The sequence below is a fragment of the Agarivorans sp. DSG3-1 genome, assembly GCF_046774965.1.
Lineage (GTDB): Bacteria > Pseudomonadota > Gammaproteobacteria > Enterobacterales > Celerinatantimonadaceae > Agarivorans.
This window is the reverse complement of the sequence record NZ_CP177241.1, coordinates 3,575,514-3,588,508: the sequence shown is the minus strand read 5'-3', so window position 1 is coordinate 3,588,508 and position 12,995 is coordinate 3,575,514. Positions and strand designations below refer to the sequence as shown.

Here is a 12,995-nt window from a genome sequence, read left to right as displayed (position 1 = left end):
TCCAATTTAGTCTTGTTCGTCTTGCTGAGGAAGCGGCCAGCCGCCAAGGTGTTGCCATTTGTTCACAATTAAACAAAATAGCTCTGCAGTTTTTTGTGCGTCATAAAGGGCAGAGTGTGCTTCTTCGTTATTGAAAGCTAGACCCGCTTCTTTACACGCTTTGGCCAACACCGTTTGCCCTAGGGCTAAAGCGCTGATACTGGTTGTGTCAAAGCTAACAAAAGGATGGAAGGGGTTTCGTTTTATATTGCAACGCTCAACCGCTGCGTTAAAAAAGCCCATATCAAACGCCGCGTTATGCGCAACCATGACCGCTCGATTACAGCCGTGTGACTTGAGCGCTTTGCGAATCGGTTTAAACATGTCTTTTAGCGCAAAGTCTTCGCTTACGGCGCCACGCAATGGGTTTTCTGGATCTATACCAGTAAACTCCAATGCCGCTTTTTCTAGGTTTGCGCCTTCAAAGGGCGCGACGTTGTACTGAATACTCTCAAGTACAAACAATTGGCCGTTTTCATCGAAGCTAAGTAAACAAGCTGCAATTTCAAGCAGGGCATCAGTTTTTGCATTAAAGCCTGCTGTTTCGATGTCGATAACAACAGGGTAATAGCCTCTAAAGCGGCTAGACATTAGCTGGGTAGTGAGTTCTGTTATGGTCATAATGTGGGTAACTAAATACGGAAGCGCGCATTATTACAAAAGCGGCAAAGAATCGCGAATTTGCTTTAAAGATTATTGGCCAGATGCCGATAATTTGTAGAGAAGAGAGGATTTCTGCTAATGAAACGTTATTTATTGTTGCCTTTGGCGCTGTGCGCATTGTCGGCTCAAGCCAATGTACGAAACTATACCGCGTCACTTGATGACTCGACATGGGTGATTTCAAACAAAACCCCAATTGAATGCAGAATGGATCACTTCATTCCTGCTTTTGGCGTTGCCAGTTTTGTTAGTCGCGCATCTAAAAGCGTAAATCTCGATTTCTACCTCGACATGTACAAAATTTCGGCTGAAACTCACCAAGTTTCTTTACGCAGTGTTCCTCCACTGTGGAAGCCAGGTGCAAGTTCGAAAAAAATCAGCGAACTGTCGTTTTACCAGCAGTTTGATGGATACGTAAACGCGCAGCCCGCTTGGAGAATGTTGAGTGAGTTAGAAGACGGTAATGTGCCTACCTTCTATTTCGATGATTGGTATGCCAATAACAATACCACCGCAGTGGGCATTTCCTCGATTAATTTTAAAACCCAATACAACGATTTTTTGAAGTGTGTAGGGCGTTTGTTACCTTATTCTTTTGATGACATTGCGTTTACGGTTTTAACCTATCAATCCAACAGTAATGAATTAACTCCTCGCTCTAAAAAACGTTTGCAGCTAATCGGTGATTACGTAAAACACGATCCTGAGATTGATGTGGTATTAGTAGATGCTTATACCGATAGCTATGGTGGTAAATGGATTAACCAAGAATTATCAGAAAAAAGAGCAACAAAAGTTAGAGATTACTTTAAATCTAGTGGCTTAGATGAAAGTGTTATTGAAGTATCAGGTCATGGTGAACGTCGCCATGTAGCACGAAACGATAATACGATGGGAAGAGAGCGAAATCGCCGAGTGGTGATCTCTTTAGGTAAAGATTTACTTTAAGCGCTAGAACTTAAGATAAAGTAGAGCTTAAAGCTCTACTTTTTCTTTAAACTCGCACAAATCTTCGATAATGCACGAACCGCAACGAGGTTTGCGCGCGATACAGGTATATCTGCCATGTAAGATAAACCAATGATGAACATCTACTTTAAATTCAGCAGGTGTCACCTTTAGCATTTTTTCTTCAACTTGATCGACATTCTTGCCCATTGCAAATTTAGTTCGGTTCGCCATCCTGAAAATATGAGTATCAACTGCGATAGTTGGCCAACCAAAAGCTGTGTTTAATACAACATTAGCGGTTTTACGACCAACGCCGGGAAGTGCTTCAAGTGCTTCACGGTTTTCTGGTACTTCGCCACCATGAAGGTTAATTAACATCTCACAGGCTTTAATGACGTTAATGGCCTTGTTGTTATATAGGCCAATGGTTTTAATATAGCTTTTTAAGCCATCTACACCTAAATCAAATATTTGCTGAGCGGTATTGGCCACAGGAAATAACTTATCAGTGGCCTTGTTGACGCTAACATCAGTCGCTTGGGCTGACAATGTTACAGCGACGAGTAATTCAAATGGAGATGCAAAGTTTAGTTCTGTTTCAGGCTTTGGGTTATTGTCTCTGAGCCGAGTTAATATTTCTAAACGTTTATCTTTGTTCATGATTGAGGCGTACTTTCCATGTTTGAGGCTTCAACAGGCTGCTTAGTGTTAACTTTACTGTCGATAATGTTTTTTAAAGCAATGATAAACCCCATTACCAAAAATGCGCCCGGCGGCAGTATGGCAACCAAAAAGTGTTCGTCGAAATTGACTAGCTGAACATACAAAAACGACGACCAATCACCCAGCAACAATTCGATGCCATAGAATAAACTGCCGTTACCTAATAACTCTCTAATCGCGCCCACTAATGCTAATACCAAGCCAAAACCTAGGCCCATCATTAAGCCATCGAACGCGGCCGGTTTTACTTCATTACGTGCAGCAAAGGCTTCCGCGCGACCGATGATGATGCAGTTTGTCACGATCAAGGGAATGAAGATCCCGAGATTTTGATACAAACCATAGGTATAAGCGTTCATTAATAGTTGAATACAAGTAACAAAAGACGCAATCACCATAACAAACACAGGAATACGTATTTCCTTAGCAACCCATTTACGAATTAGCGAAACCGTAGTGTTAGAAGCAATAAGCACCAGCATAGTGGCTACACCTAATCCTATTGCGTTAGTTAAGGTCGAGGTCACTGCCAACAGTGGGCATAAACCAAGTAACTGCACTAAACCTGGGTTATTCTTCCAGAGTCCTTGCCAGGCTAGTTTCTTATATTCACTCATCTCAAATCCTAATTAGCAGTCAACAGCAGACTGGCGCAGTATTTGTTGATTATTACTGTGATAAATCAGTACGTTTTTAACCGCTTTCACTACCGCGCGAGGAGTAATGGTTGCGCCTGTAAAAGCATCAAATTGTCCACCATCTTTTTTAACTGCCCAGCGAGGGTCTTTTTCTTCTAACAATTTTTGTTGGTCAAATTGATAAATCCAATCTGATTTTCGAGTTTCAACTTTATCGCCTAAGCCCGGTGTTTCGTTGTGTTGTACTACCCGCACACCACTTACCGAACCATCCTCATTGACTCCTACCAGTAGACGAATTGCGCCACTGTAACCGTCTGGCGCAGTCGTTTGATAAACAAATGCTTGAACTTGGCCATCAACACTAATTAAACGAATAGTTTGTGCTTTGTCGCTGCCTAAAAACTGTTGGTTAGTTTCCTGGTAACAACGTTGTTGATAATCATTACCGGCTAACTCTGGAGATAATACTTCGTTTGTTGACCTAAGCAGTTGCTTGGCAACTTGTACTTCAATGCGTGGGGCAGTGAAGTAATTAACAATGACTACCAGTAAGGTGCAACCGAATGCGAACAAGGCTAACATGCCGGCGTTTTTAGTCATCGAATAGCGCTTACTGCTCATTGTTGCTTCCTTCACCGTAACCATACACTCTCGGTTTAGTAAAATGATCGATCATTGGCACTGCCATGTTACTCAATAGTACTGCAAACGCCACCGCGTCAGGGTAACCGCCGTAATTACGAATGACAAATACAAGTAAGGCAACCAAGCTACCGTATATAATCCGGCCCTTGTTGCTGGTCGCGGCACTCACGGGATCGGTGAGAATAAAGAACGCACCTATCATGGTTGCGCCAGAAAACAACTGCAATAAAGTGGGGATAGAGTGGTCTGGGTTAATAGCGCTAGACAGTAAGCTAAGCGCGAGTAAGGTGCCCAAAAAGGCCAGGGGAATGTGCCAACGGATCACCTTCAAATAAACTAAGGCGATGCCACCGACTAAGTATGCCGCGTTTATCCATTGCCAACCGATACCGGCGAATTGTCCAAATACTTCATTATTAGCGATCTCAGTAGAGGTAAACCCTAGCGTTAGTTGCGTTTTCATCTCATCTAAGGGGGTAGCAATGGTGTGGCCATCAATACTAGCTATTTGTTTGATGCTAAATCCATCTACAGTATATCCATTGAAGATGAGGGATAGCCCGTCTGCCATCGTTAAGGTTTCATGTAATAAACTTTGCGGTGGCATCCAGCTTGTCATCGTGACAGGGAAAGAGACCAGCAGCAAAACATATGCAGCCATTGCAGGGTTAAATATGTTGTGGCCTAAGCCACCGTACAAGTGTTTAACCACTAATAAAGCAAAACTAGCGCCAATAACGGTAATCCACCAAGGTGCATAAGCTGGAAGAGCAAGGCCGATTAATATTCCCGTTACTAAAGCGCTATTATCACTGAGGGTTGAAAAAACAGAACGCTTGCGCAGCACCATCACTAAGGATTCACTGACAAGGGCAACAGTACTAGCAAGTAATACTTGTACCAGTGTACCCATACCAAAATGTAAGCTTTGAACGAATAAACCGGGCAGTAAACACAGCATTACCCAAAACATTAAAGTCTTGGTCTTCAGTGGCTTTCTAACAAACGGAGAGCTTTGTAGTTTAGTTGTTGTCATTAGATTCATTCTCTTCGCGTTGTTTCTGTTCAGCTACTTTTTTTGCTTTAGCCCTCGCCACAGCGGCAGCCACTGCAGGATTAACCTTTTTAGGTTTATCAGCAATGGCTTGCGAATTCTCGTCTTTACTGATTTCTGTATCGTCAGCGCTTTCACTGCTAGCCGCAGCGGCCTTTTTGGCCTTCGCGCGAGCAATAGCTGCAGCAACCGCTGGATTGGCTGACGATTTTACAGGCTCTTCAGGTTCAGCATTGTTTACTTCCTCGGTAGCTATTTGTTGCTCAGCAGCAAGCTTTTTGGCTTTGGCGCGAGCGATAGCCGCAGCAACAGCTGGGTTTGCTGAAGATTTTACTGGCTCTTCAGGTTCAGCTTTGTTTACTTCCTCGGTAGCTACTTGTTGCTCACTAGTTAGCTTTTTGGCTTTGGCGCGAGCGATAGCCGCAGCAACCGCCGGGTTTGTTGAAGATTTTACCGGCTTTTCAGGTTCAGCATTGTTTGCTTCTTCAGTTGTTACTTGTTGTTCACTCGCAAGCTTTTTAGCCTTCGCTCTTGCAATCGCGGCAGCGACAGCCGGATTAGCACTTGTCTTAGTATCTGAGTGAGTTGTTGAATCTAGTTCATCGGACGTAGTCGATTCTTTTTTTGCTTTTGCTCTCGCAATGGCTGCAGCAACCGCTGGATTGCTTGTGGCTTTGGCTGATGAGCTCTCTTGTTGCTTGCGTTTCTGCGCTTTGCGTGCTTCGCGCTGCGCTATTGCTGCTTCGTTATCGGGTACCCATTCGCCGGTGTCGGTTTGTTTTGCTGTTGGTGACTGCGATTTGGCTTTTTTCACTCTTGCTAACGCTGCTGCTACGGGATCAGGCTTGTCATCAGCTTGAGGTGGAGTCTGTGCTTGCCTGCGCAGTGCCGCTTGCTGATGTTTGGCTTTACGTTCGAGTTTATCGTTTTCCAAACGTGCTTGTCTGGCGTCAAAGCGAAGCTTTGCAACATCAGCTTCTTTTTGGGCAATGTCTTCAGCTTTTATCTTTGCTTTCGCTGTGCGGTAGTGTTGCACCAGTGAAATTTCGCTCGGACATACAAACGCGCAAGCCCCGCATTCAATACAATCCATAATATTAAAATCGCGGGCTTTATTTAACTCATCACCTTGGGCGAACCAATAAAGTTGTTGTGGCAATAACCCCATTGGGCAAGCTTGTGCGCATTCGCCACAACGAATACAAGGCGACTCTTTTTGGGCTGCTTGCGGGTGATTAACGATTAAACAGTTGGTTGTTTTTACAATGGGTGATTGATTACTCGGCAACATAAAGCCCATCATAGAGCCTCCCATTATCGTAGGGGTTTCACTAGCTGCTTGCAGTTTATTCGCAATTACATCTTCCACTCGTGTACCAACTGGTACCCAGTAGTTGCTAGGGGTCGCAACTAAATCTCCTGCAAGGGTTACGATACGAGAAATAAGCGGTTCACCATGGTTTACCGCTTTGTGTATAGCATAAGCAGTACCTACATTTTGTACCAACATACCCAAATCGATAGGCAGTTGTTTTGCGCCAACTTCTTTACCGGTTAATACCTGAATTAACTGCTTTTCACCGCCTGAAGGATATTTCGTCGGAATACTACGTATGCTAATGGAGTCGTTAGTATTCTCTTTAAGTGCTTTAATTGCCTCGGGTTTATCGTCTTCTACTGCAACAATGGTAATTGCTGGCTGTAATACTTTTTGTAGTAGGGCAACACCTTCAATTATCTCAGCTGCGTAGTTGCGCATTAGGCAATCATCGGCAGATATATAGGGCTCACATTCGGCGCCGTTGATGATTAGTACATCTAAGGCTTTATGCGGAGTGATTTTTAATGCAGTAGGAAAGCCCGCTCCCCCCATGCCTGATATACCGCTTTGATGCACTCGCTGGCAGATATTCTCAGCGGTTAATTGCTCACCTTCTAAGGCGGCGGGTAACACTGCATCTTGTTGGTTTTTGTCTACCTTAATGACCACGCTTAACTCAGGTATTGCCGAGGCATGTGCAGTAATGCGCGGTTCTATGGCAATCACTTCACCAGAACAGGAGGCGTGCACCGGTGGCGCTTGGAAAAATTGTGACTCTGTTAGCGCTTGAGCTCGCAGTACCTTATCACCCACCTTAACTAATAATTTTCCAGCACTGCCGATATGCTGTTGAACAGGGATACTAATAACCGCGGGGTTATCGATAGTTTCCGGCTTATCGCAGTTAATATTTTGTTTATTGGTGCTGGGATGCACGCCACCTTTATAGTTCCAGGTGAAACCTTGTTTAATTTTTTCTAGCCAAGCAACCATCTACTTGTTTTCCTCGATGATTGCTATGTCAATTTGATTCAATTTCCAATCCCAGTTTTTGGTGGTAGTGGGTACAGGGCGCATTTCAATACAATCGGTTGGGCAGGGTGCTACACAAAGTTCGCAACCAGTGCACTCTTTGCTAATAACGGTATGCATGTGTTTATTCGCGCCCATAATTGCGTCAACTGGGCAAGCTTGAATGCACTTTGTACAACCAATACAAGCATCTTCTACGATAAAGGCGACTTTTTTGCGGTCATCTTCTTTAACGGCGGCTTCATCTAAAGGGATCGCTTCAACACCAAGCAAATCGGCAATCTTTACTACGGTTTCATCGCCTCCCGGCGGGCACTTATTGATTGCTTCACCGTTGGCAATGGCTTCTGCATAGGGGCGACAGCCTGGATGGCCGCATTGTCCACACTGAGTTTGCGGGAGCAAGGCTTCTACTTGGTCGGCAATTGGGTTGCCTTCCACTTTATATTTTATTGCGGCATAACCCAGTATTGCTCCAAACACGAGAGCTAATAATGTAATGGCGATGAGTGCTTCTAACATTCTGATTTACTACTTAATTAATCCGGTGAATCCAACAAAAGCTAACGACATTAAGCCTGCGGTGATCATGGCGATTGCAGCACCTTTAAATGGCACCGGAATATCGGCAACCACTAAGCGCTCTCGCATCGCTGAAAACAATATGAGAACTAATGAGAAACCTGCAGCAGCGCCAAACCCGTAAATAATTGACTCAAACAAATCGTGTTGTTCGTTAATATTTAACAGTGCTACCCCTAATACTGCGCAGTTAGACGTAATCAATGGTAAGTAGATACCCAATACGCGGTGCAGAGCGGGACTGGCTTTTTGAACGAACATCTCGGTAAATTGCACTACAACAGCAATTACCAAAATAAAACTCATGGTGCGCAAATACACTATATCTAGTGGTGCAAGAATATATTGCTCCACTAAATAAGAACACATAGAGGCCAAGGTGAGTACAAAAGTGGTTGCTAAGGCCATGCCTATTGCAGTTTCCACTTTACTGGATACACCCATAAATGGGCATAAGCCCAAAAATTTAACGAGTACAAAATTATTAACCAGCACGGTGCTAATCAATAACAACAAATATTCAGTCATTTAAGTAAGATGCAGCGAAACGAGCCGCTATTATCCTTGTTTGCGTGCCGTATAACAACCGCGAGTTCACTGTGGGAAAGGGCACAAAATATTGCTGTGATTAGTGGGTCATTTTTGTGCAAACAAATTGTCTTTCTTAGCTTCAATTGATCTTGATCATTGGTATTTGCTTTATGAATAAAATTACTCGACTACTATATCTAGTGGGTACTAAAATCCTTCACCACTAGATATGGAAAACCATCCTGTTTAACGCTTTTTGTATGCAGAACTCTCTGCAAAGCCTTTAACAACGTGGCTTCCAAACAATTTTATAGAATGAGTGAGTTAAATTGGAGCGTAAATCGTGAAAACAGTCGTGATAAAACGAGACGGAAGCCGTGTACCTTACGACGCGAAGCGAATTGTAGATGCCGTACTGAAAGCTGCTGAAGCTTTAGGTGTAAAGGATAACCTCGTAGCACTACAAATTACTCAGCAGGTCACTGAGCAGTTTTTGAATCAATCAGAAGTTGATATTAACGATATCCAATCGTCGGTAGAAAACTTCTTGATGGAAAGCGACAACAAAACACTGGCTCGTGCTTATATTGAATATCGCCATGATAGAGACGTTGCTCGCGATAAGCGTAGCGTGCTAAATAGCGAAATCAGAGGTCTGGTTGAGCAAAGCAATGCGGCACTGTTAAACGAAAACGCCAATAAAGACAGTAAAGTTATTCCTACTCAGCGTGACTTGTTAGCAGGTATTGTTGCTAAGCATTACGCAAAAACGCATTTACTTCCACGTGATGTTGTTAAAGCCCATGAAGCTGGCGAAATCCATTTTCACGATTTAGATTACGCACCGTTCTTCCCAATGTTTAACTGTATGTTGATTGACCTTGAAGGGATGTTAACCGGTGGTTTTAAAATGGGTAATGCCGAGATAGAAACGCCTAAGTCGATTTCTACGGCGACTGCAGTTACGGCACAAATTATTGCCCAAGTGGCTAGCCATATTTACGGCGGAACCACGATTAACCGGATCGATGAAATTTTATCGCCCTATGTGCTTAAAAGCCATGAGAAACATTTAGCTACCGCTCAACAGTGGCAAATAGCAGACGCCGAAGCTTACGCTAAAGCACAAACTGAGAAAGAGTGTCACGACGCTTTTCAGTCACTTGAGTACGAAGTAAACACCTTGCATACCGCAAATGGTCAAACTCCGTTTGTTACTTTTGGATTTGGTTTAGGTTCTTGCTGGGCCTCTCGTCTTATTCAGCGTTCAATTTTAGAGAACCGCATTGCAGGTTTGGGCAAAAATGCCAAAACAGCAGTGTTCCCTAAACTAGTGTTTGCAATTAAAGATGGCCTAAATCATAAGAAGTCTGACCCAAGTTACGACATTAAGCAGTTAGCTTTAGAGTGTGCGTCGAAACGCATGTACCCAGATATTCTTAACTATGAAAAAGTAGTAGAGGTCACTGGTTCATTTAAAACCCCAATGGGTTGTCGTAGCTTTTTAGGTCACTACCAAGAAGATGGTAAAGACATCCATGATGGCCGCAATAATTTAGGAGTGGTTAGCTTAAACTTACCGCGTATCGCTATTGAAGCTAAAGGTGATGAGCAACGCTTCTTTGAATTATTGGAGCAACGTTTAAGCGTGGCAAAAATGGGCCTAGATACTCGTATAGACCGTTTAAAAGGCGTAAAAGCCAAGGTTGCTCCAATCTTGTACATGGAAGGCGCTTGTGGTGTTCGGCTGAACGCCGAAGATGATGTATCTAAGATCTTTGAAAACGGTCGTGCGTCAATTTCTTTGGGTTACATTGGTTTACACGAAACAGTAAACGCGCTCTATGACAACAAAGACCACGTGTACGACAATAAGCAACTTCAACAAAAAGCCCTTGGTATTGTTACTGCGCTTAAGCAAGCTACTCTTCGCTGGGAAAAAGAAAGCGGCTATGCATTTAGCTTGTACAGCACCCCAAGTGAAAACTTGTGTGATCGCTTCTGTCGCTTAGACGCTAAAAAGTTTGGTGTGATTGTAGACGTTACTGATAAAGGCTATTACACAAACAGCTTTCATTTAGATGTTGAGAAAAAGGTTAACCCGTTCGACAAGATCGATTTCGAATTACCTTACCCGTCGGTCACTAGTGGTGGTTTCATTTGTTATGGCGAATACCCAAACATGCAACACAACACTGAAGCTTTGGAAGACGTATGGGATTACAGCTACAGTCGAGTACCTTATTACGGCACTAATACACCAATAGATGAATGTTACGAGTGTGACTTTACTGGCGAGTTTAACTGCACAAGCAAAGGTTTCGAATGTCCTTCGTGCGGCAACACTGAAGCTAGCAAGGTATCGGTGACTCGACGAGTATGTGGTTATTTAGGTAGCCCAGATGCGCGCCCGTTTAACTACGGTAAGCAAGAAGAAGTTAAACGACGAGTAAAACATCTATAAATGAACTACTTAAGCTATCATCCTATTGATGTAGTTAATGGACAAGGTACTCGTTGTACCTTGTTTGTTGCTGGCTGCGAGCACCAGTGCCGCGGTTGTTACAATCAAAAGTCATGGAGTTGTGATTCAGGCCATCAGTTCACTTCCGAATTAGAACAACAAATTATCGATGACCTAAACGACACGCGGATTAAACGAAAAGGCCTAAGCCTTAGCGGTGGAGATCCCCTTCACCCGAAAAACGTCGAAGCCGTTCATCGTTTAGTTCAACGTGTTAAACAGGAATGCAGTGATAAAGATATATGGCTGTGGACAGGGTATTTATTAAGCGATCTTGATGAACAGCAGCAAGCGGTAGTTAAGTTAGTCGATACCCTAATTGATGGCAAGTTTGAACAGACACTTGCCGATCCAAAGTTGCAATGGCGCGGTAGTAGTAACCAAATTATCTACCAACAACCACTGCGTTAATTAACTTATTAGCTCAGGACGAGCAATTAAGTAACCCTGCAAGCTGTCTACATACATAGATTCTAGCAATTGTTTTTGCTCAAGTGTTTCTACACCTTGAGCAATTACTTGGCATCCTAGTCGATGTGATACTTCTACTAACATAGTAACAAACTGCTGGTTAGCCTTATCGGTTTCAAGTTGCTGAACCAAATCGCTGCTAATTTTCACATAGTTAGGTTTAAGCTCTTTAAACAGCTTGAATGAGCCAATACCATTACCAAAATCTGCAATCGCTGTGTGGCAGCTATTGCGTCGTAATACCTCAAATAGCTTCTTAGCATTGGTTAAGTGCATGTCTAGCAATTCTTCTTCTATTTCAAACACCACACGAGACTTCAGATTAGGGTAGGTGAGTAGCTCCTGAGTTAGCCAACCACAAAACTCTGGGTCGGTTAAAATTAGCTTACTTAGGTTAATTCCCCAGCGATACTCGGCATTCTGGCTAGAAATCGTTTTCAAAATATAGCGTAAAGTGGCTTTTTCTAACTCAACAATCACTCCTAAACGTTGTGCCATTACCAAGGTAGTTTCTGTTGGCAGCTGTTGCTGTTTTTCAGACAAGAAACGTATAAATACTTCATGATAAGCAGGCATGGTTCTGTGAAGCGATTGAATAGCCTGAGAGGCTAAGCGGAAGTTAGCGTGATTGATGAGCCTACTAATGGTGGTGTGCCATTGAAGTTCGCTACTTTCCAATGTTTCGTTGTCTTCTAAAACGATTTCCCAGCCGTTGGGTGAAAGGCTTTGAGCAATAGCTAATGCAGCGTCGGCACGGGCTATAATGCGTTCTATGGTATCACCTTGTTTTAGTTCGGTAACTCCGGTGTAAGCGGCGCTTTGCATTTGTTTGTTGCTACTGTAATCGCTTAACGAAGATTTCAGCGCTAGCGCTATTTGGCTTACTCGGCTGGCGGCAAAGTTAGGGATGATAAGGGCAAATTCAGCGCCCAACAACCGATAGAGTAGGCTGCTTGAATAATCTTTGCGGTTTAAATCAATAATACGCGCTATTTCTTTAATGTAGTCGTCGCCGGCCTGATGTCCTCGAGACTTATTGATTTCTTCCAGCTGTGAGGCTCTCACTAAAAACAACACGGTGTTTTTAGACTCTGACTGCAGCATCTCCTGCATTTTTTGGCGGAAAGAATGGCGATTAAACATGCCCGTTAACGGGTCTAAAGCGACTTGTTTTTCAAGTTGTTTAATCGCGTGCTTTTGTTGGCGAATTTGCTGAGTGAACTGTTGCTTCTGATCCTTAATTAATTCGCCCACCGAGCCTAATACGGGCTTTTCATCCACGAGGCGGTCAGCGTTAACCAGTTTCTTAAGTTTGCTCTTAACTCGAGATATTGCGCGCAGATACAATAAACTCGTGAGGAAATAGCCCATAAAACATAGCGCTGCAATAGTAAGGTACAGTTTTAAGTAACCATCGCTAACAAATTCAAAAGAAGGCTTAAAATTCACGCTAAATTTGTCTACCGCTAAAGTCTGCATAGCCGTTTTACTTGGTTCGGCTAAATCTACCAGCCAGTGCTGAGCAGAGCCCACTGTTGCCAAGGTGTTGTCTACGGCTAACTGAGTAGAAATAAAGCTGAGGTTATGCTGTTCGCGTAACCCAGATAGATAGTCCTGGTTGAGCTGGCTTACTTTTGTTAGTTGCAAGGCGAGTAGGGTATTTATCTGTTGGTTTTCACGCGCAAGATCCAACTTGAAAAGTTGTACGTGTACACCCACTAAGGAAATCCATAACGCAATAAACAAAAAAGCATTTACAACAAAGAATGTTCTAAGGCCTTTCATATCCTACCTGTATAATTATTCAGCGATCGCAAT

12 protein-coding genes are annotated in these 12,995 nt (G+C 43.3%); 3 read left to right on the top strand and 9 right to left on the bottom strand.

Going from position 1 to position 12,995, the window contains the following annotated elements:
• Positions 1-6: 6 nt before the first annotated feature.
• Positions 7-660 carry a ribonuclease T gene (gene rnt, locus ACLD71_RS16665; RefSeq protein ID WP_137673133.1) on the bottom strand — a complete coding sequence of 218 codons (654 nt, stop codon included), beginning with the start codon at positions 658-660 and terminating at the stop codon, positions 7-9.
• A 120-nt stretch (positions 661-780) separates the two neighbouring features.
• On the opposite strand from rnt, the gene ACLD71_RS16660 reads away from it, so the two are divergent.
• Positions 781-1,650, top strand: a complete 870-nt coding sequence (locus ACLD71_RS16660) for a flagellar protein MotY (protein WP_137673134.1) — start codon at positions 781-783, stop codon at positions 1,648-1,650.
• 27 nt (positions 1,651-1,677) lie between these two features.
• Here the strand turns inward: ACLD71_RS16660 and nth are convergent, their stop codons facing one another.
• From nth to rsxA, 7 genes are read right to left on the bottom strand one after another with little or no spacing between them, the layout of a single operon-like run.
• A complete protein-coding gene (nth, locus tag ACLD71_RS16655) occupies positions 1,678-2,313 on the bottom strand; it encodes an endonuclease III (RefSeq protein WP_303516879.1) in 636 nt (211 codons plus the stop codon).
• Positions 2,310-2,993 carry an electron transport complex subunit E gene (locus tag ACLD71_RS16650; protein ID WP_303516878.1) on the bottom strand — a complete coding sequence of 228 codons (684 nt, stop codon included), beginning with the start codon at positions 2,991-2,993 and terminating at the stop codon, positions 2,310-2,312. Before ACLD71_RS16650 ends, nth begins: the two co-directional genes overlap by 4 nt.
• 12 nt (positions 2,994-3,005) lie before the next feature.
• Positions 3,006-3,638 carry an electron transport complex subunit RsxG gene (gene rsxG, locus ACLD71_RS16645; protein WP_411991404.1) on the bottom strand — a complete coding sequence of 211 codons (633 nt, stop codon included), beginning with the start codon at positions 3,636-3,638 and terminating at the stop codon, positions 3,006-3,008.
• Positions 3,628-4,698: an electron transport complex subunit RsxD gene (gene rsxD / locus ACLD71_RS16640; protein WP_411991403.1), complete on the bottom strand. Its 1,071-nt coding sequence runs from the start codon at positions 4,696-4,698 to the stop codon at positions 3,628-3,630. The genes rsxG and rsxD overlap by 11 nt, the downstream gene beginning before the upstream one ends.
• A complete protein-coding gene (rsxC, locus tag ACLD71_RS16635) occupies positions 4,685-7,030 on the bottom strand; it encodes an electron transport complex subunit RsxC (RefSeq protein ID WP_411991402.1) in 2,346 nt (781 codons plus the stop codon). Before rsxC ends, rsxD begins: the two co-directional genes overlap by 14 nt.
• Positions 7,031-7,591: an electron transport complex subunit RsxB gene (gene rsxB, locus ACLD71_RS16630; RefSeq protein ID WP_411991401.1), complete on the bottom strand. Its 561-nt coding sequence runs from the start codon at positions 7,589-7,591 to the stop codon at positions 7,031-7,033.
• A gap of 9 nt (positions 7,592-7,600) precedes the next feature.
• Entirely contained in the window at positions 7,601-8,179 is a 579-nt protein-coding gene (gene rsxA / locus ACLD71_RS16625; RefSeq protein WP_137673141.1) for an electron transport complex subunit RsxA, read from the bottom strand.
• A 346-nt stretch (positions 8,180-8,525) separates the two neighbouring features.
• Here rsxA and nrdD point away from each other — a divergent pair, with 346 nt between their 5' ends.
• Together nrdD and nrdG are read left to right on the top strand one after the other, a co-directional pair.
• A complete protein-coding gene (gene nrdD / locus ACLD71_RS16620; protein ID WP_411991400.1) occupies positions 8,526-10,646 on the top strand; it encodes an anaerobic ribonucleoside-triphosphate reductase in 2,121 nt (706 codons plus the stop codon).
• Entirely contained in the window at positions 10,647-11,117 is a 471-nt protein-coding gene (nrdG, locus tag ACLD71_RS16615) for an anaerobic ribonucleoside-triphosphate reductase-activating protein (protein ID WP_411991399.1), read from the top strand.
• On the opposite strand, the gene ACLD71_RS16610 is transcribed toward nrdG, so the two are convergent.
• A complete protein-coding gene (locus ACLD71_RS16610) occupies positions 11,118-12,962 on the bottom strand; it encodes an EAL domain-containing protein (RefSeq protein ID WP_411991398.1) in 1,845 nt (614 codons plus the stop codon).
• Positions 12,963-12,995: the final 33 nt, after the last annotated feature.

Coding starts and splice junctions, on each gene's coding strand:
- rsxD (WP_411991403.1), bottom strand. CDS start 4,698: ATGACAACAACTAAACTACAAAGCTCTCCGTTTGTTAGAAAGCCACTG.
- rsxC (WP_411991402.1), bottom strand. CDS start 7,030: ATGGTTGCTTGGCTAGAAAAAATTAAACAAGGTTTCACCTGGAACTAT.
- ACLD71_RS16650 (WP_303516878.1), bottom strand. CDS start 2,993: ATGAGTGAATATAAGAAACTAGCCTGGCAAGGACTCTGGAAGAATAAC.
- ACLD71_RS16660 (WP_137673134.1), top strand. CDS start 781: ATGAAACGTTATTTATTGTTGCCTTTGGCGCTGTGCGCATTGTCGGCT.
- rsxG (WP_411991404.1), bottom strand. CDS start 3,638: ATGAGCAGTAAGCGCTATTCGATGACTAAAAACGCCGGCATGTTAGCC.
- ACLD71_RS16610 (WP_411991398.1), bottom strand. CDS start 12,962: ATGAAAGGCCTTAGAACATTCTTTGTTGTAAATGCTTTTTTGTTTATT.
- rsxA (WP_137673141.1), bottom strand. CDS start 8,179: ATGACTGAATATTTGTTGTTATTGATTAGCACCGTGCTGGTTAATAAT.
- nrdG (WP_411991399.1), top strand. CDS start 10,647: ATGAACTACTTAAGCTATCATCCTATTGATGTAGTTAATGGACAAGGT.
- rnt (WP_137673133.1), bottom strand. CDS start 660: ATGACCATAACAGAACTCACTACCCAGCTAATGTCTAGCCGCTTTAGA.
- nth (WP_303516879.1), bottom strand. CDS start 2,313: ATGAACAAAGATAAACGTTTAGAAATATTAACTCGGCTCAGAGACAAT.
- rsxB (WP_411991401.1), bottom strand. CDS start 7,591: ATGTTAGAAGCACTCATCGCCATTACATTATTAGCTCTCGTGTTTGGA.